Raw genomic sequence first — 20370 nt, 5'->3', positions numbered from 1 at the left:
ACATGAACCGCCAAGAGGTAGTACTCTGTAGCCTACAGGAGACTCCTGAACTCGAAGAGGGAATGATTTTTGTAAGGATTACAGATATCATCATTAGAATGCTAAAGGTACCTCTTCTAGCCATAGGCATAATCCTTGCAGTAGTACTACCTGTTCAACACTCATCTGGCGCACTAAAAACACTTGATCTCACAGTTTATCCTGATGGCACTACTCATGTTTCACAACAATCTGCAGCAGATACCCAAGCTCCAGAGCTAATGGTAAGCCTTTTTGGCAAAACAATTGATAATTTTGTGGCCCAAGACCAGGATGGGCTGTTATTGACGTATGAAATAAACAGCAATACTGCTAAAATTCAAACGTTTGGAGCCTCTTCAGTTTCTATTGAATATGATAGTTATGACCTTATTTCAAAAGAAGGTAAAATTTGGACATTCAAAATTGATTCCCCAATAGACTATACCTTGACGATGCCGGAAGACACAGTCATAGTTGGAATGACTGATTTCCCAGATCTAGTTGAGACGATAAACAACAAACAGCATTTGTCACTATCAAATGGACCAAACGAAATAAATTATTTCTTTGGTGTTTCAGGCCCGGCACAGTCTGCTTCGGAATCAATTGCAAAATCCAAAACTCTAATTGAGCAGCTAAATGATGATGGGATTGAAACACCTCTGGCAAAAGAAAAACTTGACCAGGCCATTGCAGCATTTGATAATAAAAAATATTTAGATGCCGGCAAACTGGCATCAGAATCAGAACAACTTGCAATCCAGGAACAAAAATCAGCCCAGAATACCACCAATTCAACAAACAGCACATTTGACACTTTGAGCAAAAATGTGGTGGGGATTGCTACATCGCTTGCTGCAATTGGAGGTGCGATTACCACAATCGCATTAATCATAAAAAGAACCAAATCTGCAGTCAAAAAAACCATCAAACCCATTTTGAGTAAAGAAACAAACGCAGAATCAGAAGACGAATTCGCAGATGCAGAATCAGACCAGAACATGAGAGAAGACGATAAGAAACTTGTTGAATTCCTTGCCAAGAGTGGAGGACAGGCATTTGAAAAGGATTTACGCAAAAAATTCCTCCTGCCTAGAACTACCATGTGGAGGGCAGTAAAACGTCTTGAAAGGCAAGATATTATTGTGATAGAAAAAAAAGACTTTCAGAATTTGGTAAAACTAAAGAAAAAGGAGAGCATATGATGAAAACAAAACTTTTGATTATTTTGAGCGCTCTGTCTGTGGGCATGATGTTTTCTACAATACCTGCAGCATTGGCAGATTCCCAGCTGGACTCGCTTGTTAATATTGCCACACAGGCAAGGACTCAAGTAAAACTCCAGCTAGATAGAGCAGATAATGTTCCAGATAACATCAAGACATTATACGAGAAGGGTAATTCTGAAACTGAATTATTGATTAACTCTGTAAAACAACAGGACATAGCACAATCAAAACAGCACTTTTTATCTGCAATGAAGATTTTCAAGCAAATAAGCATAACGCTTTCCTCGACTCAGGCTAAAACTGTAACTGCGCCACAAGTTATGCAGGACAAACAGGCTCCAATCGCAGACATTAACTACAAGGCATCAATTAGTAGAATGGAAAACTATATCCATACCCTAAAGGGGCTGGTTACAAAAAATAACATCTCAATTGATTTTACAAATCTTGACGAATTAATCCAAAACGCCAAGGCGGATATTGCAAAAGGAGACATGATATCTGTTGAAAAAACATATGATGAGCTAAAAACCGCAATAACTGAAACTCAAAACCTCATTAGGGAAGAAACCAGCCAAAAATTAGTTGACAGGGCCAAATCGTTTGCTAATGAATACATCGTTAAAATTGACGCGCTGATCAGCAACGCAAAAGAATTGGGAATATCTGATGACGACGTAGCAAAGCTAAAGCAAGTAAGAGAGTCACTCTCCACTACAAACGATCCGTCTCAGATTATTGTTAAAGTACAAAGAATAATCACAATCAACGTTGACATCAAAGACTCAAAAAACCAGCGAGCCATATCTGAGGCAAACCGATCTACTGTACAGGCCGATTCTGTTAAAAATGAAAACGTCTCTGAAAAAGCCTTTACGCAAGATCAAAACGTAAAACAGGAACAAAAACAAAGGGAAACCAAGACTCAGAATACCTCTCAAATTGACAGGCTAGAAACAAGACTTGCAAAGCTTGAACCAAGCATAGATGATAACATTCAACCAAAATTTGATAACGCAAAATCTTTACTATCCAAACTCAAGACCCAGACGTCAGGCGACATAGATCAAAGAATGCTCAAATCATTAGATGCCTTGGTTAGAGAAATCGAAAACTATGTGGATTTTCAAAACGCAAAGGGTGACTCGGACAGCACGGATCAGAACATGCCGACATATTCTGACAGAACAGACACCAAAAACCCAACGGACCCTGACAAATCCAACCTGAAACCAAAACGTCCGCAAGATCAGAAAAGCCAATAGTTCACATAAACTTCATATACATTTTCTAGATCAAGCAAGTTACATGTCTTCTAGACAAATTACTGCCGGTGTTGGAATACCGATGATTGTAGTCGGGGCACTAATGGCGTTTTTGTGGGCACCAACCAGTGTGGAATTCTCAGAAGTCATAGAATTTGTTGGTAGCCTAATTGGAATATTGGGCGTAATCTTCTTTGTAGCAGGCCTGTTCTATACAAAAGAACCAATAATCTCCTAATACTCTTACCAAGATCTAATTGAATTAAATAATGACCTAAACTAGATCGTCCTACTTGAAAGTCAGACTATTTGAGATATTCACTTCGTTGGAGGGGGAGGGAATCTTGTATGGAACAAAAACCCTCTTTGTAAGATTGGCAGGATGTCCGTTTACCTGCTTTTATTGCGACACAAAAGAATCACTTCCCCTAGATTCTGGGCAGGAGTACAGCATTGAGGAGGCATGTGACTTGTTAGATGAACACCTTCAATCCAAAACCTACAAGGTAAATTTCACCGGGGGTGATCCCCTGATTCAGCACGAGGCAGTTGCAGAGCTTGCCAAATACATAAAATCAAAACACATTCCAACATATCTTGAATCATCATGTTTTGATCACAAAAGATTCAGTCATGTTTTGCCGCATATTGATTTTGTCAAAATTGAGCTAAAGACACTTGATTCGGAATTTGTCGATGCGAAACATTATTCTACACTTTTGGAAAATGCCTTAGAATGCCTTAGGCTGGCAATCGCATCTGCAAAAACAACCTACATCAAAATCGTGGTAAGTGCAAAAACAGAATCAAAATCATTTGATGACCTAGTTCAAAAAATCTTCAAAATAGCTAGACCTAATGATCTTAAGGGATTTATAATACAACCAACATATGGAATAGCAGAGCCAAACTTGCCAAAACTTTTAGGTTTTTATGATTTAGTGTATCCGTATTATAGCGAAGTGCGAGTAGTCCCACAACTTCACAAACTCATAGGGGCACCATGATGAACAAAGAGAGAGTAAAAAAGCTCGTAAGGGAGCTAATCATAGAATTAGGTGAAGATCCAACACGAGAGGGCCTGCGTGGAACGCCAGAGAGAATAGCAGACATGTACGGCGAAATCTTTTCTGGGTACGACTCTGACTCCGAACTCTCAATCCAATTTTCCGAAGACTCGGATGCAGTTGTTGTAAAGGATATCACATTTTACTCGATGTGCGAACATCATATGCTGCCATTCTTTGGCAAAATCAGCATAGCTTATCTTCCAAACGGCAGAGTATTTGGAGTATCTAAACTCGTGCGTCTTGTGGAAAAACACGCAAAACGATTACAGATACAAGAACGAATGACAAAAAACATCGCTGACGAGCTATTCTCGCAAGGAGTCAAAGGCGTGATCGTGATGTCTGATGCGGAGCACCTTTGCATGAAGATGAGGGGGGTAAGAAACGACGCAACAATGACGTCTTGCGCATATCGTGGAATCTATGAAAGAAAGGAAAACAGGGAGGATGTCATGGCCATGATCCGCAACCCAAAGCAGTCTCTTTTCTGAAATTTTGAAAAAATTAAATAATCTACTCTAGGGGTAATCTAACGTGGGAGTACACAACAACATACACATTCCAAAAGAATCATGGCCATATTGGACATGGTTTGCAATAGAATTCTTCATAGTTTTAGCAGTCGGTGCCCTAAGCTCAAGAGAGATAGTCAGACTGTTTGAGAAGACACTTGTTGATCCTGGCATGCAAAACTGGTTATTCTTTGGAGTAATCGGTGCGATCTTTGTTGCATGGTACATGGTGATTAGAAGACTGGTTTTCAAAAGACCGATTCTTGAGAATCGATGGTAGATTAGCTCAAATATCTTGTCTTGTCCTTAATTTTGATTTTTTCAAAAACAGTTTTCCTGTTTCTGCAAGATTCGCATTTTCCACAATGAAGTTTTGTATTGGAATAGCAACTCCACGTCTTGAAAATATTATCACCTAGAGCTCTGTATCCGATTTTTATGAGCGCACTCTTTGACAGTCCGTCGGAGAAGGGAGTCCATACCTTTACCTTATTTCGTATTCCCAGCCTTATCCCGTCAATCTCTCCCTGATTAAAGGCAGCTTCGATTTTTTTTGAAAAGGCAGGCCTGCAATCAGGGTATTTTATATCGTCAGTGTGCGCGCCATATGCAACAAGTGAGGCGTTTAGCGTAAATGCCCACGCAGTTGCGATGCTCAGAAAGACCCCATTTCTTATTGGAACAACTATCGAATAGTCGAATCTTTCAGGCAGTGATTTTTTTGTATTTGTCAGGACATTACTCTCGCCATACAAAGTTTTCATAAATCCGATATCGATAATTTTATGCTGTTTCAGTTTCAGAGTCTTTGCGACAAATTTTGCAGAGCTAATTTCTTTTGATGCACGCTGTCCGTAGGAAAATGTAATCCCATACAGATCAAACTTCGGCTTAAGGTATGCACCCATGCACAAAGAATCCAAACCGCCACTAAGTATTGCAACTGCTTTTCTTTTCAAATCAGCACCCGGTCATGTCGTTCTTTGAGCTTTTGCCCCATTGCTTGGCTTACAAATCAATATAGTACAGTCTGTTCTTGCAGACGCAAAGCCCCCTTTCATGGAGTTTGCGATTTTTTGCATGTCGGATTTTTTTGTTGCAAATGCAATGACTGAAGGTCCGGCGCCGCTAATTGTAACGCCAAGTGCGCCAGCTCTTAGCGCATTTTTTTTAACCGCAGAAAATCCTGGAATTAGGTGCTGGCGGGCAGGTTCTACTATTATGTCTCTAATCGAAGTCCCGATTAGATTTGAGTCTTTCTGCACAAATCCTGCAACAATTGCAGCCGCATTTGAAAGATTGACAACAGAATCTGCAAGTGTTATTTTCTTGGGAAGTACGCCTCTTGAAACCTCTGTTTTTTTTGGTGGAACATCAAGTTTTGGTACGGCCACGCATAATCTTAGGTCATTGGGCGGCTCAATTTTTATCACATCTAGCGGATTTGTTCTAACTATCACAAATCCGCCTAAAACGGATGCAGAGACATTATCGTAGTGTATGGAGCCGGCACTGGCCATTTCCCCAACTCCTGCACATTCGACAAGGGTGTTTGCATCAAGGTTCAGCCTGAATAGATGATTAAATGCAACCGCGGTTGCAGCAGCTGATGCGGCACTACTGCCCATCCCAAATCCTGCAGGAACTCCTTTTCTTATTTTGATCTCAACGCCGCCTTTAATTTTGAATTTTTTAATCATGTGCAAAGCCACTAGCCCAGCAGTGTTTTTTTTGGGATTTGTAGGAACCAAATCAGATGTTATTATCTTGATTCCGTGTTTTTTCTTTGTCAAGGTGATCTCGTCAAAAAACGCATCCAGGGCTAACCCAAATACATCAAATCCAGGCCCCAAATTTGCAGTTGAAGAAGGTGCCTTCGCTGTTACGCTAAAAGCCATTAGTTCTCCACGTCTTCCCCCTGGTTAAGAATTCTGCTCAATGCGCCCTCCAGGTTAATCATTCCCTCACCAGTTACATTTGACACAGGAATCAATCCCTGAGCAAACCCTCCAATGTTTAGGCTTCTAAGCAAGTTTGTAACTAGGACGTATGTCTCTCCATCTGACTCTAGCGATATAGTGTCTTCCAATGTTTTTACGTTTGTTGTCCATTTGAGAACCTCTGATATCTTGTCTGCAATTAGATCTGTCTTTGTTAAAACATTGATTGTTGGTATATTCATCCTCAGTTTTATGGAGGTGGCAAGAAGAGCCATCGATACAAAATTCACTGCAGTTGTAATGAGTACTCCGTCATACAAGAACAAACTTACCTTTTCATCGGCGTTAAAATTCTTAACAAAATATGGACCGCTCGTTCTGTATGCAAACAGCTCTATCTGTCCTGGAGTATCAATAATGAGATATTCGGGATTGATATTGTCTGCCTGTTGTTGGATCTCATCTATTTTTGAGGCAATAAGATCACTTGCCATGACTAGTGCCCCATTTGGCCCAAGATCATATTGTTTCATGATAGATACGATATCGACTGAATCCCTAATGTCAATATCAGGCGTGTACGGTAGCGATATCACACCAGGATCCAAATTGAGTATAGCTGTAAATGCTCCGTTTCTAGTGTAATACTCGTGAATTTTTGATGTTAGTGAAGATTTACCAGCTCCGGCTGTTCCGGCAACAAAAATTACTTTCAATTTCTCAAGTTAAGTGTTGATGGCTTATATTTGAATCAATTAGCAAGTCTCTAAAATGAACTGGCGAATCATAGCTTTTCTAGCTAGTCTTGTACCGTTTCTGATAATTGCAATCCAATTTAACATCAAACCTGAAGACATTTTCGCAGTTGGAATAATCAACTTTCTTGCAGCGTTTGCAGCAATAATGCTCAAGCTTTTCCTGCAGGGCGTAAAATTCCACTATATAATACGAACATTTCATGGGTCTCTGGAATCATTATGGAGAACAATCTTTGTTAGAATTGGAAGCGAGTTTGTCACCATGACAACGCCAATGTTTGTTGGAGGCGAGGTAGTCAGAATATACTGGATGAAAAAAAGAGGCATGTCGACAGCAAAAGCATCATGGCTTGGAATTTTTGAAATAATCACCGAAGTTCTTGCAGCGGGCGTTTTGTCAATACTTGCAGGAGTCTTTGCGTTAGTTAGTGGCTATACCGTAATTGGAATAGTTGTTCTTGCAGCAGCGATTCCTATAGTGGGGCTTTGGATAGGACTTTTTTTCCTTTCGTCAAAAAGAACATTCCATGTCCCGAAAACATTTTGCAATTTAATAATTAAATTTAGAAAAGAAAAAGGCGTTCAATATATAGAAAAAACAAACGAATGGATGAACGACATATGCACTATGAGCAGAGAAAACTTTCAATCAAAGCAGGTAAAAAAAGCATTTTTTGTAACTTTGCTGATATCGTTTGCTGCTTGGGGAGTTTACGGCATATCCTTTATGCTTATTGCAGAATCCGTGCGTGCAATAAATCCAATCACTTCCATTTTTGCAGTCATGGCAGGAAACGCAATTGGAAATCTTCCAATAACCGTTGGAGGATCAGGGCTGACGGAATTTGGCATTTGGGCATATCTTAACCATATCAGTAGTTTCGCACTAGAGCTGCCGCAAAACAATGTGGACTGGAACACGATCATTGCCTGGAGGATCGCAACTTATCAAATTCCAATTCCTATTGCTTGGTTTTTGTTAATGAAAATGGCGTTAAGAAAATACAACAATCCTCAATAGAAATTTATCTTTCACAAAAAACATCAAGATGTGTCATTTAGGGGAAAAACAGTTGTAATTACCGGCGCATCAAGCGGAATAGGCGCAGCATCCTGTATTGAATTTGCAAAAAAGGGCGCAAACCTCGCTTTGGTTGCAAGACGAAAAGAAAAACTCGAGGAACTAGAAAAAACACTCGCTAAACTTGGCATTGACACATTAGTTTGTGCGTGCGATGTTTCAGATAAGGAACAAGTTCAAAAAATGAGCTCCCAGGTAATAGAAAAATTTGGGAAAGTCGATGTCTTGGTAAATGACGCAGGCTTTGCAATCTATGGTGCGGTTTCTGATCTAAGCATTGAAGAAATTGAATCACAGATGAAGACAAATTATTTTGGGATGATTTACTGCATCAAGAACTTTCTTCCGAAAATGCTTGAGCAAAAATCTGGTCACATAGTAAATGTTGCATCTGTTGCCGCAAGCTTCGGCCTTCCGGGGATTGCATCTTACTGCGCGTCAAAATTTGCAATGCTTGGCTTTTCAGAGGGATTAAAACATGAACTAAGGGAAACTGGAATTGGAGTAACCGTAGTTAGTCCAATAATGGTTAGAACCAGCTTTTTCGATCACCAGTCATTCAAACACATGCCAAAATATTCTCCAACATCGCTTAGTGCAAAAACCGTGGCAAAAGCAATAGTTTCTGCGGCAAACTCGTCTAGACTTGAAATAATTGTCCCGCCTGTAGTTCGTGGTGCAGTGTGGGCAAAGCACACATTTCCATATCTGATAAATCCAATTCTGGGAAATATCTTCAGAAAGAAACTGGCTAAAAAATAATTATTCCTCTGATTCGTCTGCCGCATCCCCGTCAGACGCGACATCTAGCAATTCCATTTTTTGCAGCTCAAATTGGTATATTGCATCCATTTCAATCTCCTTTTCCTTTTTTAGGAAATCTGTAACTTTTTTACTCAACGGCGCCTTGAATAAATTAAAGGCAAACTCGTAAACTACCCCTTTTTCACACTGGCTAGGCTTGATGTTCTTTGGAAGCTCCATTGTTACTATGTGCCTGCCGTCTTCTACTTCTTCATACAGCTGAGTATCGATTCTTTTGTCTTCTTCGTAAATCTCTAAAATATAGCCCGTCCTTGTAAGTAACTGCGGCTTTTCAAACTTGGCGTTCTTTATTTCCTCTATTGCCCACTCTGGCATGTCGTCCTTCTTTTTTGTCATAAGCATCTAGTCTAGAGTTTGTCTTTTTTACTTTTTTGCCACCATTCAAGATAGTCATATTGCTTGTCTTCGCGAGTTGCCTCACGCCTGTTTAATCTGTCTCTTATGTCGTTTACTCCTTCTCTGGTAGCATAAAGGCCGCATTTTTTGCAGATAAAGTGCTTTGTTACAGGATCAAATTTCATAGGAATCTCGATTTCTTCTATGAGTTTTTGGATTCCCTCTGGACTTTCGCTTTCAGCCTGACGCTCAAATACTGCTTTACGTTCTTTTGCAAAACATTCTGGGCAATTTACCAATGCTTTAATCAAAAAATTTTTCCATAAAAGCGTTCCCACGTGAGTTTTGATCGCATACACATCATTCTGGTACGCGGATTATGTCGTCATCCCGTTAGGTCCGTTCGCCCATCGAAATACCGCGTACCAGACACAGTAACCTATCTGAAAAAGCTATTATCTTTTCTCTTCGAGCATCTGGCCGGCTATTTTTGCAGTAGCTTGGGCTCCGTTTGGCACAAAATTCTCTTTAAACTGCCGTATTGATTCGTCAAACTTGGCGTAATCCTTTCTTATATCTAATATTGCCCTAATGACTTGTTTTTTGCTTTTGGCGCTGACTCCTAGTTTGTGTTCCTGTGCCCACTGTATCTGGTTTGTCTGCTCGTCATAGACTGGAATGCCAATTATCGGTTTTCCCTTTATTCCGATTATTTCTCCCATTACGGTATGTGAGCCATTTATGACTGCATATTTGCAAAAATCAAGCGTGGTTTCTTTTTCTTCTTCTGAGAGAAATCCGACATCAATTTGCACCCAGTCAATTTTCTTTTCCAAGGCATCAGAAATAGAATACATCTTTCCGTTCTCTCCAAGAACCCTGTCGACTGATGGATCGTTTATCGCATGAGAGACTATTCTTTTTTCGTTTTTGATTTCTTCTGAATGAAAAACTTCTTCGTATTTCTTGCCAGTTATCATGTTTGTTGACTTGTTGCCTGTCCGCATCCAATACCCGAAATCCGTGTTTTCAATTAGTTTTTCAAAATCTGTTTTTTCTTTTTGACACCTTTTCTTATTGCTGGCAAAATGGCCTGCATAAATTACTTTTTCCTTTATTTTATCTGGAAAATTCAGATTATACTCACACATGGTATAGGGTGGGGGAGAATCTGCCACAACTATTTTAGTTGCCTTGGCAATTTGTTTTGCAATAAAGACTGCTCCTGGATAAAAGTAAAAGTGCGATTTCCAAAACTTGGGCATAAACTGATTCGTGACAAAAATTGACTTGACTTTTCTGTTTTTGGCAAGAACATTTGGACCCATATCACCATCATTAATTACAAGATCAAACCCGATTCTATCAAATAATCTGGCTTCTTTTCGCAGACAGCTGCTTACCTGCTTGACTAGCGGCGGCTTGCCAGAAATCGGCAAAAATAGATTCAACATTGACAGAAAAATACTGGGCCCATACTTTCCGTCAATTGGGGTCGGCATCAAAATTTCATGTATGTTTTGTTTTTTATCTGGGAATTTTTTGAGCAATTTTTGATAGATTTCTTCCTTACTGGAATAATGAACCTCGTATTCATCTTTGATGTAGTTTGGCAGCTCATCATTTAGCGACATCATTCTGGAATAATGCCCGTTTCCCCACGAGTAGATGAACTGGCCTATTTTCTTCACAGATTCAACTCAAAATGGCCTGCATAAATTTTCAGTGTTTGTCTATGGAATCCAAAATATCGTGTATGTTGTTTGGTCCAATCCTTACCGTGACGGATTTTCTTGTCTTCATGGACTTTGCAGCAATATCAAAAACCTTGGCATCTGAGCCTGTTTTTTCAAATTTGATTTTTCCAAACTTTTCAATTTTGTGGAGATACTTGCCTAGGCCTATCTCCTTTGCGGTTTTGATTATGGAGTCGTCAATTCCGGACAAGGCAATCCATGGAAGGCAGTTGTTTTGCAGTACGACATTTACATTTTCGTCGATAAACCACAATGGAAACGCGAGGGGGGAAAGCGGAAGAGATACCCTTTTAATTTTTTCAAGTTTTGCTACACCGCAAAGAATTTGAGTTGTAATTTTGATCGCCATCTGAACTGATTTTGCATCCCGCTGTTTGATTGGGATTTTAAAGAAATCCAAGGTAACATCGGTTTGTACTGTTCTTGGAAGAATTCGGTTTATCATTTTGACCAGATCATGCAAATTGGAATCGTCATAACACACAATAATTTTTACATCAAATCCCTGCTTGATTGATTCAAGACAAGAAATTGCTGATAACTCGTCATAAACGCAACATAATGCTTTGTCTCCCTGCGAATTGTATGGTATTCCACCATGACCGTCATCCATGAAAATGGAAACATACGCATTTTTCTTTGTTAAAAAACAATAGATCAGTTTGTCATGTTTTTCCTCAGTTCCAGGCTTTGAATTCATTTGAGTGGTTTTTTCAATCAATGCTGAAGTTGCTGCAACTTCTGCATCTTTTGGCAAATATCCTGATGAGTGTCCTTCTACTTTGACATAGAATTGTTCTCCTTGCAACAAAAGACTGGCACCAATCTTTGCTATGGTGGAAACCATCACATCAAACTTGTTTTCAACGCGTCTTGCTATTGCTATTTTATCCACACCAAAAAGCAGATTGATTGCAGATGACGCAAAGACAGGATCGTTTGCATCAATTACAACAAGATCGTCGTCCCTCGTAATCTGACTGATTTTTTGATTGTTTATTTTAAGGATTTTTTTGATGTTGTTGATAAGTAGGGTTTTTTTGTTTTTGGCAAAAACTGATGGGAAAACAACTACAAAGGCGTTCTCATTCATTTTTTTCAATTATTGCAAGCTGTTTATAATTTTGAATGATTTGAATGCAAAGACTCCTCGTAATAATTATAAAACAAACTAAAGCCGAGACTAGTGTTGGTAAAGTTCACTCAGGAAGAAATTGACAAAATTAATTCTAATTTGAAGACACCGGAAGACGCTCTGAGGTGGGCATTTGATAATTTACATGACAGGGTTGCAAAAGCATCAAGTTTTGGAGCAGAGGATGCTGTAATCACCGATATGATGATCAAGCTAAACCCAAAGGCGAGGTTCTTTACATTGGACACTGGTAGATTAAACCAAGAAACATACGATGTAATGGACAGAGCCAGTAAAAAATACAACATCCATTTTGAGGTAATGTTTCCAGACACAGAAGAAGTTCAACAAATGGTAAGAACTAAAGGAATTAACCTGTTTTATGAAAGCGTAGAAAACAGAAAGCTTTGCTGTGAAATAAGAAAGGTTAAACCGCTAAACAAAATCCTGAGTACTCTTGACGGCTGGATAACTGGCCTTAGGCATGATCAAAACGAAAACAGACAAAAAGCCTCCATGGTTGAAATAGATAAAATGCATGGCGGAATACTAAAAATAAATCCACTAATTGATTGGACTTGGGAACAAACACTAAGCTACGTAAAAGAACACAAACTCCCCTACAACAAGCTTCTCGATATGGGTTATACCAGCATCGGATGTGAGCCATGTACAAGGGCAATAAAGCCAGGTGAAGATCTAAGGGCTGGGCGTTGGTGGTGGGAAAGTGACACGCACAAGGAGTGTGGCCTTCATATGGACCACAGTAAAGCAACATGAGCCAAGATACTGGATCTATCAGAGCTCATGGCGGCAAACTGGTAAACAGAATCGCGCAGAAAAACACATCAGGAATGTATTCATTTTCTGTAAGCGATGATCTTGCAAACGATGTAGAAAACATTGCTGATGGAATTCTTAGTCCGTTAGAAGGATTTCTTTTACGGGAAGATTTTGAATCTGTCATAAGCAAAGGAAGACTTGCAAACAACTTGCCTTGGACAATCCCCATTGTCCTAGACGTAGACAAGGAAACTGCTACTAAAATGAAAGAAACTGGAGATGTCCTGTTAAAGGCAAGACATGGTGAGTTTGCAATTCTGCATGTGGAAGAAACATACACGTTTGACAAAGAAAAGACAGCAAAGGCAGTTTATGGAACTACAGATGTGAATCATCCAGGTGTAGCAAAAACATTTTCAATGAACGAGTTTCTGGTTGGAGGCAAAATCGATTACGTAAAACGACCATCAGATGATCCAATTAGAAAATATCGAATGAGTCCCCTCCAAACGAGAAAATCGTTTCAAGACGCTAACTGGAAGTCAATTGTCGCATTTCAGACAAGAAATCCACCGCATGTTGCGCACGAAATGTTGCAAAAAACATCGCTAACAACACACGATGGTGTCTTTGTAAACCCGCTAATAGGGAAGAAAAAGTCTGGCGACTTTGTCGATGAGGTAATCATAGAATCATACGCTACCCTAATTGAGAACTATTATCCAAAAAATCGATCCATACTTGCAACACTCCATACAGAAATGCAATACGCGGGTCCAAAGGAGGCAATACACCATTCTATAATGAGACAGAACTATGGCTGTACGCACATCATAATAGGAAGGGATCATGCAGGAGTTGGAAAATATTACTCTCCATTTGCGGCGCAGGAAATATTCTCAGATTATCCTGATCTTGAAATAGAACCGATCTTTTTCCCAGCATTTTACTATTGCAGAAAATGCCTTGCATTTACAAATGAACGCGCATGTCCTCATGGGGAAGAGTTCAGAGAGCAGATTAGTGGAACCAAGCTTAGGGCATTAATTGATGAGGGCAAATCGCCATCCGAGTTCATAATGCGTCCAGAGGTTGTACAAGTGATCATGAGCCACAAAAAACCATTTGTGGATTAGGTTTACTGTGTCATGAAATACAAAATACGCATTTTGATACTAACTGTTTTTGCAATGGTTTTCTTGCCTGCACATGCAGAGGATTTTCTAAATCCGTCACTAGTACTTCAAACAATAGATGTATCGCCAGATGAATTCAACAAAATTTCGAGAGATGCGGAAATAACTAGACTGGATACTACTCATTCTGGAAGCTGGCAAATCACAATTGAAAATAAATTACTGTACGCAAATCCGGCAGGAAGCGCAATTGTGCGATTCTATGATGCAAATACTGACAAATTCATTGAGGTTGGCATGGATAGTCCGTCTGATCGCAGACTCTGGATAGGACTGCAGCTGCCAGATGAAGGACACTTTACTGTCGCACACGTGGATAAGCAAGGATGGTTTGAGAATACAAAAATCATCCTAGCATACAACGATGCTCAGGGCGTCTCTATCAGCAATGGAAAACGGGTAGTTGTGACAAACTTGGATCTGAAAGGATTTTCTGTAAATGCCTACTCTGTGCATGGCATGATCGAATCGACAGATCCGCCCGCAATAAATTCAGGCAAATTTACATTTGAGATCTTGTCAGGCGACGTGTCAAAGAATCCGTTTCATTATTTTCCGTTTTATGTGAGCGGTGCAGCTGCAGCATTAGTTGGCATTTTGCTGCTAATTAAGAAGCGTTCCTAGTTTTGTAGTATTTGCATAATTTTTTGATTTTACAAACATTGCACATTGGCGATATGGGCTTGCATATGTTCTGCCCATACATGACAAACGTATCGTTTACTCTTAACCAGTATTCTTTTGGAACTTTCTTCATGAGTTCAAATTCTGTCTCTTCAGGCGTTTTCGTTTCAACAAGGCCAAGCCTGTTTGATATTCTGTGAACATGAATGTCAACTGGAATGGCTGGCTTTTCAAAGGCATAGACTAACACGCAATTTGCTGTTTTTCGTCCGACTCCTGGAAGCATGACAAGCTGATCCAAATTATCAGGAACAACTCCTTTGTATTGTGATTGGATTATTTTTGCAACATCAACTATGCGCCTTGCCTTTACATGGTAGAAACCAATTGATCTTATGATTTTTTCAATGTCTTTTATTTTTGCACCTGCCAGATCCTTTGGCGTTTTGTATTCGGCAAATAATTTTTTTACAACCTTTGCCGTGTTTTCGTCTTTTGTCCTTGCAGAAAGAATTGTTCCAATAAGAATACTGAAAGGATTGCCATCTTCTGCATCATGCAGCTCTCTTAGTGCTGTCATTCGCGGCGGTTTTACAGAATTCATGGTCTTCATCATGCCGCCAAGAATTCTCTCCATGATGTTTATCCAATCATAATTCCATAATAACCTAAACACAAAAAACAGAAGTATTATACTACTTTGGTCTAGTATCAAATCGTGGAGCTAACAAAAGAAGAGGAATCTGCACTAAAAGGAGAGCATGGCGAAACCATGGAAACTGCATACCGAATACTGGTGGCAATAGGTGAGGCGACAAACGCAGAAAAACTTGTTCCAATAAAGTGGGCGCATCTATCCGGTGTGAACTATAACACAATTGGAGATGCAGGGGAGGAATTTCTTTCAAAGCTTAGTCAGGATGCCAAGGTGAAGGTAATGACTACTTTGAATCCGATGGGGTTTGACTTTGACAGTGTTTCAAAATATAATTTAGACAAGAATTTCATAGAAAAACAACAAAGCATCAAAGAATCATATGAGAAAATGGGCGTTATACCGTCATTTTCGTGCATTCCGTATGAAATATTTGATTTGCCAGAAAAAGGAACACAGGTTTCATTTGCAGAAAGCAACGCAGCAATCTATGCAAATTCAATTGCTCATCTAAAAACAAACAAGGAAAGTGCGTTTAGCGCCCTTGCAAGTGCGCTTACTGGAAAAACCCCATACTCTGATCTGAGAATAAACGACTCGCCAAATCTTACTATAAAAATGAAAATTGATGAGCCAAACGAGCTTGCATTTGGCATGCTTGGATATTTCGCAGGAAAGGTTGCTGATAACTCTGTTACCATATCTGGCGTATCTGAGATGAACAAGCGTAGCTGCAAATCGCTTTGTGGCGGGATGGGGACATCTGGTAGATGTGGAAAATTCTTTTTGGGAGAGGGAAAGGAAAACGCAGAAAAAATTGATTTTGACAAAAAAGAAATGCAAAACATCTACGACGAACTCAACACATCCGATCATGGAGATATAATTACACTTGGCAGCCCGCAGCTTGGACTGGAAGAAATAGCGGATCTCTCCTCAATGCTAAAGGGCAGATCGTTTGAGAAGCGATGCATGGTATTTTGCCCAAGAGTAGTTCAGGAACAGGCAAGAAAGATTGGATATACAAACGAACTAGAGCGAGCAGGATGTGAGATTCTCTCTGATTGCTGTACCTGTCTTACTCCGCTAGTTGACAAAAACGAAATTGATTCTGTTACAACAAACAGCATAAAGGGCGCATATTATTTGAAAAACTCAAACGGTGTAGACGTTAACCTAAAGTCATTATCGCAAATAATCCAAGATGAAACAAAATGACATTCAAAGTAATAGTTAAGGGAAAAGCATCTGGAAAAATCATGAAAACTGACATTCCGATCAACTTCCTCGGGGCGGTTGACAAAAAAACAGGTATCATCCATGACACAAAGCATGATCTTGTGGGTAAATCGATAAAAGACTCCATCCTCGTTTTTCCATACGGCGTTGGAAGTAGTGTAGGTGCATATACCATTTACTCACTCAAGTCAAGCAAGTCTGCTCCACTTGCCATGATATGCGCAAAGGCAGATCTCAGCGTAGCCTCAGGATGCGCACTTGCAAACATACCAATGGTTATTGCAACAGAATTTGACAAACTTGAGGATGGAAAAGAAATAACACTTGATACAGAATCGGACAAACTCATAATTTTTCGCGAATAATTTTTCCGTTTGGCGCCTCTTCTTTGAAAATCACGCCTTCAAACGAAGACACTGTGGTTTTCTTGTCCTTCCAACAATTACCTGGAAGGCCGGCCTTTTGGCATGTGTGGGAAAGAAATTCCTCTTCAGTCCAGCCATATTCTACTGGAACCTGTGGTAGTAAAAGTCCAGAGTAAAACCCCTGTCTTACTATCAGACCGTCTCTGCCTACTTTAATGCATGACACCAACTTAGAAGGATCATCAACTTTGATTTCAACAGGAGGTGTAAGAACCGTCACTTCAAATGTTATTTTGTCAAGCTCATTCTTTGTGACCGGCGAGAACCTTGGATCCTCAGTCGCTGCTGCAATAGCCGCATCAACCAACGCGTTATTCAGCCTTCTTGGCATGGGATATCCAATGCAGCCGCGAAGCTCCGACGAAATACTCAGTGTAACAAATATGCCGGCATCAAAGGAGAATTTTTCTTTTATTTTTTCTTCAATCTCTAGTCTGTGATGTTTTGTGATGTATTCTGTAACAATTTTTCGCGCAGTTTGTACAAGTACTGTGCCATCCTCATCGGTAAGATCATAATCTTTCATTTACTTCATCAATAAATTTCTGTAGGTTTCTAATATGAGTTCCTTCCCAGTATATGTGGTTGCAGGAACTACATATCCAGAACTGTTGCATGTTTTGCGCTACTTTATCAGGAATATGGTCGATGATTTTTTCTTTTTCTATTGATTGAATAATTCCATTGCATATGGTGCACCTTATGTCATTCATGTCTATTTTGCACCTGTTGAGGTTTGTTTTTTTATAAATTTCAACAATTTGGCTAATTTCATTCATATTGGAAAGATCTATTGCGTGAATGTTCTGTTTTTTGCAAATGTTTGTTATGTTACGATCTCTTGTAACAAGAATACGATTCTCGATTTTTGCGATCGATAGTAACTGATCATCATCAATTGTTGCAAAATATTTGCAATCAAATCCTAGTAATCGAAGCTTTCTTGCAATGTTTCCAAGCATTGCGTCTGCTAGAAATTTTGGTTTACTGCTCATCCTTTTTTTGAACGAGCTCTGTTACATGGCTTGTGCCTGCCGGAAGCACGCGGACAAAATCATCTATGGTGAATCGTGCCACAATGGCTTCTTGTACTCTGACAAAATCGGATCTGATTTTTTTTGCAGTATCGGCCATCTCTGCACCACCTGGCTCGATTACTGCATAGCAAATGCATCTTTTCTTTATCGGCTCAAGTGGGCCGCACGTGATCATGTGATAGTTATCTTCCTTTAGTATGCCGACTGCTAGCTTTAATGTTGAAATTTTGACAAAATTCTTTTGTCCTTCTAGCACAAAGGAGCCTCTTGTCAGGAACTGTCCGCTTGGGGCTGCTTTTTTTACCTGATCTGGGTTGATCCAGTATGCACTCATCCCGTACATTGCCTCTCTCCACGCCCTGCTAAAACAAACAGTCGCGTGTGCAACTTCGTTTAATGAGTCAAATGGAATTGGATCTGGCGTATCCTTTAGTATGAAAAATGGCGAGCCAAAAATTTCGGCATGAAATACCTTGTCGTTTTTCTCAAGATGCTTTCTGATGATTGCAGAATTTGATGAGGAGTCTCTTCCTCCTATTGCCAATAGTCCGTCTGATGTGTAAAACCATCTGTATCGCTCGTACCAATTTTTCTTTTGTACTTGGGTGTATGTGACATATTCTTTTGCTATGTCTATTTGAGTTCTGAGTCTTTGGATTTCCTTTAGGTTTTTTCTTTTTAGAAATTCTATTGAATCTGTTGCTGAAGATTGGCGTTTTGCCTCATCAAACAATGTAGATGCAATTGCGGGAATCGACGAGTCTGATTTTATTTGGACTTTTTCGTCTCCAATTTTTATGAAGACAAGTCCTTTCTCTCTTACAAGTTCTGCATTCTGCTCCCTTAGTCTTTCCATAGCGGAAGGATCAGTAATGGATGTTATCCCTTTAGATGGAAACTCGTAAAGTGACTTTGCGATTTTTGTTATGCTCTCAGACCTTTCCTTGACAAGTAGTATTGCCTTGTCCTGCTCGTCAATTTTGTTTTGCAACTCACTGATTTTTTTATCTAGCTCACTATTCTGGCTAATCTTACCACTATCAAGCAGCATTTCGGAAAATACTTTGTCCAATCCCTCCATGAAGGTTGGAGTCTCGGTATATTCCTGTCCCTGTGCAGCGCTTATCTTGATTGGATAAACGTCAAAACCTTTTTCGGTTTTGACTATGAGTGGTTGATGATCACCGCTTGCAACTCTGTGAACTAGGTGATTCGTTGCATCAATTATCGCCGTGATGTTTTCATTTGTAAGATCACGTCCAGGAGTGTTTGGATCTATTTTTGCAATGCTTATGATTTCTTCTGCGTATTTTGCAGGCAATCCAAGTGTTCTTCCGACCCACTTGATGACAGGAGTTGATACAGAACTAATCTCTTGAAAATCTTTTTCACTAATCTTAAAAACATTCAATCCGTTTAGGGGTGGGGGGGTGTATGTTACGCCTACATGTAGCTCTCTATGCCTTACCTCAATTGAATGCAACAACGCTAGAATCTTCATCTGTTTGTTGCACAGTATGATATTTCCATCTCCAAAAAATTCACAGATTAAAATAAATTCCTTGTCAAATCCACTAAATGTAAGATATGCTATTCTCTCAACTTCAATTTGTTCTATCTTTGTAATCTTTAGTCTTGCAAGATCATCTCGCAGTCGCTTTACCATTTTGTTTTCTTCAATTTGATCAATTTTGATATTAGTCAACCACATGCCAATTGTTGAGAGAACCAAGAACAGATCCGGTCTTTCGGGATGATGAAGCTTGAAAAGTATGCTTTCGCGGTTTATCCCGTAGATGTTACTTACATAGTAGCCATCTGCTTTTTTTGATATTTCATTTACAAGATAGTGTAACTCAATTCCAGCTAGTGTCACATGTAATCCCCATGTACCCAAAATATACTCCTACTGATGTAATAGACAGGCTTTATGACCAAAGATTTTAAACAAGGATAATCGGAGTCAACCTAGAAATTTAATTGACAAAACACCCAAAGAAGAAGGCTCCTGACCCAAATGATCCTACAAATAGCGACATTCCGGATACTGAGCCAGTTGATACAGAAGATGAATTATCTCGACGAAAAAGACTGCTTGATAGGCTGTTCTGGATTCGCATAGGGCTTGCAGCCATAGGTGGCACCATTGCAACATTTCTCTTTGAATCAATCGAGGGAGAAGAAAGAAGGTGGGCCTCAATTATATTCATGATTATAATTTTTGTAATCTCCGCAGTAATTGGAAAAAGAATGAAAATAGGGCTGCCCCCGTCGGACAGAAAAAAATTAGTTACAACTGGAATTGGCACATACGTGTTTGTTTATCTTTTCATGTGGATTCTCTCATACACACTGGTTCATCACCCAAGCGTAGATCTCACGGCGATAAATCTCTAGTATCAATCAGATATGTGGAAATTCAAAACTCCTGGGATACCAGACGAATATTTTGAAAGAACTGACGACGTTCCAATCACAAAAG

The 20370-nt window shown here is 39.6% G+C and carries 25 protein-coding genes; 14 read left to right on the top strand and 11 right to left on the bottom strand.

What is annotated here, in order from left to right:
• Positions 1-2: 2 nt before the first annotated feature.
• From NKMY2_RS10170 to NKMY2_RS01870, 6 genes are read left to right on the top strand one after another with little or no spacing between them, the layout of a single operon-like run.
• Positions 3-1226 carry a helix-turn-helix transcriptional regulator gene (locus NKMY2_RS10170; protein WP_052347456.1) on the top strand — a complete coding sequence of 408 codons (1224 nt, stop codon included), beginning with the start codon at positions 3-5 and terminating at the stop codon, positions 1224-1226.
• Complete coding sequence (locus NKMY2_RS01890) at positions 1226-2515, top strand: hypothetical protein (protein ID WP_157832415.1); 1290 nt, start codon at positions 1226-1228, stop codon at positions 2513-2515. The genes NKMY2_RS10170 and NKMY2_RS01890 overlap by 1 nt, the downstream gene beginning before the upstream one ends.
• Before the next feature lie 43 nt (positions 2516-2558).
• Positions 2559-2753 (top strand): hypothetical protein, encoded by a 195-nt coding sequence (locus NKMY2_RS01885; RefSeq protein WP_042683954.1) that lies wholly within the window; start codon positions 2559-2561, stop codon positions 2751-2753.
• Between the two features lie 55 nt (positions 2754-2808).
• The gene (locus tag NKMY2_RS01880) at positions 2809-3522 is read left to right on the top strand and encodes a 7-carboxy-7-deazaguanine synthase QueE (protein ID WP_042683953.1); all 714 of its coding nucleotides are present in this window, start codon (positions 2809-2811) and stop codon (positions 3520-3522) included.
• The gene (gene folE / locus NKMY2_RS01875) at positions 3522-4076 is read left to right on the top strand and encodes a GTP cyclohydrolase I FolE (protein WP_042683952.1); all 555 of its coding nucleotides are present in this window, start codon (positions 3522-3524) and stop codon (positions 4074-4076) included. Before NKMY2_RS01880 ends, folE begins: the two co-directional genes overlap by 1 nt.
• 43 nt (positions 4077-4119) lie before the next feature.
• The gene (locus NKMY2_RS01870; RefSeq protein WP_042683950.1) at positions 4120-4377 is read left to right on the top strand and encodes a hypothetical protein; all 258 of its coding nucleotides are present in this window, start codon (positions 4120-4122) and stop codon (positions 4375-4377) included.
• Position 4378: 1 nt separating this feature from the next.
• Here the strand turns inward: NKMY2_RS01870 and NKMY2_RS01865 are convergent, their stop codons facing one another.
• From NKMY2_RS01865 to NKMY2_RS01855, 3 genes are read right to left on the bottom strand one after another with little or no spacing between them, the layout of a single operon-like run.
• On the bottom strand, positions 4379-5056 hold the full coding sequence (locus NKMY2_RS01865; RefSeq protein ID WP_042683948.1) for a 7-cyano-7-deazaguanine synthase: 678 nt from the start codon (positions 5054-5056) through the stop codon (positions 4379-4381).
• Between the two features lie 12 nt (positions 5057-5068).
• Positions 5069-5995 (bottom strand): homoserine kinase, encoded by a 927-nt coding sequence (locus NKMY2_RS01860; protein WP_042683946.1) that lies wholly within the window; start codon positions 5993-5995, stop codon positions 5069-5071.
• The gene (locus NKMY2_RS01855; protein WP_042683945.1) at positions 5995-6753 is read right to left on the bottom strand and encodes an ATP/GTP-binding protein; all 759 of its coding nucleotides are present in this window, start codon (positions 6751-6753) and stop codon (positions 5995-5997) included. Before NKMY2_RS01855 ends, NKMY2_RS01860 begins: the two co-directional genes overlap by 1 nt.
• A 55-nt stretch (positions 6754-6808) precedes the next feature.
• On the opposite strand from NKMY2_RS01855, the gene NKMY2_RS01850 reads away from it, so the two are divergent.
• The gene (locus NKMY2_RS01850) at positions 6809-7816 is read left to right on the top strand and encodes a lysylphosphatidylglycerol synthase transmembrane domain-containing protein (RefSeq protein WP_042683944.1); all 1008 of its coding nucleotides are present in this window, start codon (positions 6809-6811) and stop codon (positions 7814-7816) included.
• A 30-nt stretch (positions 7817-7846) separates the two neighbouring features.
• A complete protein-coding gene (locus NKMY2_RS01845) occupies positions 7847-8638 on the top strand; it encodes an SDR family NAD(P)-dependent oxidoreductase (protein WP_042683943.1) in 792 nt (263 codons plus the stop codon).
• On the opposite strand, the gene NKMY2_RS01840 is transcribed toward NKMY2_RS01845, so the two are convergent.
• The 4 genes from NKMY2_RS01840 to NKMY2_RS01825 form a co-directional block, all read right to left on the bottom strand.
• The gene (locus NKMY2_RS01840) at positions 8639-9037 is read right to left on the bottom strand and encodes a hypothetical protein (RefSeq protein WP_238549740.1); all 399 of its coding nucleotides are present in this window, start codon (positions 9035-9037) and stop codon (positions 8639-8641) included.
• Between the two features lie 11 nt (positions 9038-9048).
• Entirely contained in the window at positions 9049-9336 is a 288-nt protein-coding gene (locus tag NKMY2_RS01835; protein WP_042683940.1) for a hypothetical protein, read from the bottom strand.
• 156 nt (positions 9337-9492) lie between these two features.
• Positions 9493-10728, bottom strand: a complete 1236-nt coding sequence (locus NKMY2_RS01830) for a hypothetical protein (RefSeq protein ID WP_042683938.1) — start codon at positions 10726-10728, stop codon at positions 9493-9495.
• Positions 10729-10759: 31 nt separating this feature from the next.
• Positions 10760-11887 carry a thiamine biosynthesis protein gene (locus NKMY2_RS01825; RefSeq protein WP_042683969.1) on the bottom strand — a complete coding sequence of 376 codons (1128 nt, stop codon included), beginning with the start codon at positions 11885-11887 and terminating at the stop codon, positions 10760-10762.
• Positions 11888-11983: 96 nt separating this feature from the next.
• On the opposite strand from NKMY2_RS01825, the gene NKMY2_RS01820 reads away from it, so the two are divergent.
• Genes NKMY2_RS01820 through NKMY2_RS01810 form a run of 3 tightly spaced genes read left to right on the top strand, consistent with a single transcriptional unit; the run spans position 11984 to position 14532 of the window.
• A complete protein-coding gene (locus NKMY2_RS01820) occupies positions 11984-12709 on the top strand; it encodes a phosphoadenylyl-sulfate reductase (RefSeq protein WP_042683937.1) in 726 nt (241 codons plus the stop codon).
• Complete coding sequence (gene sat / locus NKMY2_RS01815; RefSeq protein ID WP_042683935.1) at positions 12706-13848, top strand: sulfate adenylyltransferase; 1143 nt, start codon at positions 12706-12708, stop codon at positions 13846-13848. Before NKMY2_RS01820 ends, sat begins: the two co-directional genes overlap by 4 nt.
• A 12-nt stretch (positions 13849-13860) precedes the next feature.
• Positions 13861-14532 (top strand): hypothetical protein, encoded by a 672-nt coding sequence (locus NKMY2_RS01810; protein ID WP_042683934.1) that lies wholly within the window; start codon positions 13861-13863, stop codon positions 14530-14532.
• Here the strand turns inward: NKMY2_RS01810 and NKMY2_RS01805 are convergent.
• Positions 14516-15169, bottom strand: a complete 654-nt coding sequence (locus NKMY2_RS01805; RefSeq protein ID WP_042683933.1) for an endonuclease III domain-containing protein — start codon at positions 15167-15169, stop codon at positions 14516-14518. The genes NKMY2_RS01810 and NKMY2_RS01805 overlap by 17 nt on opposite strands.
• Before the next feature lie 81 nt (positions 15170-15250).
• On the opposite strand from NKMY2_RS01805, the gene NKMY2_RS01800 reads away from it, so the two are divergent.
• Both NKMY2_RS01800 and NKMY2_RS01795 read left to right on the top strand, forming a co-directional pair.
• Complete coding sequence (locus NKMY2_RS01800; protein WP_042683932.1) at positions 15251-16405, top strand: aconitase X; 1155 nt, start codon at positions 15251-15253, stop codon at positions 16403-16405.
• Complete coding sequence (locus tag NKMY2_RS01795) at positions 16402-16791, top strand: aconitase X swivel domain-containing protein (protein ID WP_042683931.1); 390 nt, start codon at positions 16402-16404, stop codon at positions 16789-16791. The genes NKMY2_RS01800 and NKMY2_RS01795 overlap by 4 nt, the downstream gene beginning before the upstream one ends.
• Here the strand turns inward: NKMY2_RS01795 and NKMY2_RS01790 are convergent.
• Genes NKMY2_RS01790 through rqcH form a run of 3 tightly spaced genes read right to left on the bottom strand, consistent with a single transcriptional unit; the run spans position 16772 to position 19785 of the window.
• The gene (locus NKMY2_RS01790) at positions 16772-17377 is read right to left on the bottom strand and encodes a TIGR00296 family protein (protein ID WP_042683929.1); all 606 of its coding nucleotides are present in this window, start codon (positions 17375-17377) and stop codon (positions 16772-16774) included. The genes NKMY2_RS01795 and NKMY2_RS01790 overlap by 20 nt on opposite strands.
• Positions 17364-17846, bottom strand: coding sequence for a Mut7-C RNAse domain-containing protein (locus tag NKMY2_RS01785; RefSeq protein WP_042683927.1), 483 nt, complete (start codon positions 17844-17846; stop codon positions 17364-17366). The genes NKMY2_RS01790 and NKMY2_RS01785 overlap by 14 nt, the downstream gene beginning before the upstream one ends.
• Complete coding sequence (gene rqcH, locus NKMY2_RS01780; RefSeq protein ID WP_238549739.1) at positions 17836-19785, bottom strand: ribosome rescue protein RqcH; 1950 nt, start codon at positions 19783-19785, stop codon at positions 17836-17838. The genes NKMY2_RS01785 and rqcH overlap by 11 nt, the downstream gene beginning before the upstream one ends.
• An 83-nt stretch (positions 19786-19868) precedes the next feature.
• On the opposite strand from rqcH, the gene NKMY2_RS01775 reads away from it, so the two are divergent.
• Entirely contained in the window at positions 19869-20285 is a 417-nt protein-coding gene (locus NKMY2_RS01775) for a hypothetical protein (RefSeq protein WP_042683925.1), read from the top strand.
• Positions 20286-20370 lie beyond the last annotated feature (85 nt).

The organism is Candidatus Nitrosotenuis chungbukensis (assembly GCF_000685395.1).
GTDB classification, from domain to species: Archaea; Thermoproteota; Nitrososphaeria; order Nitrososphaerales; family Nitrosopumilaceae; genus Nitrosotenuis; species Nitrosotenuis chungbukensis.
The sequence above is the reverse complement of the archived record's forward strand: the minus strand, read 5'-3'. Positions and strand labels throughout refer to the sequence as shown.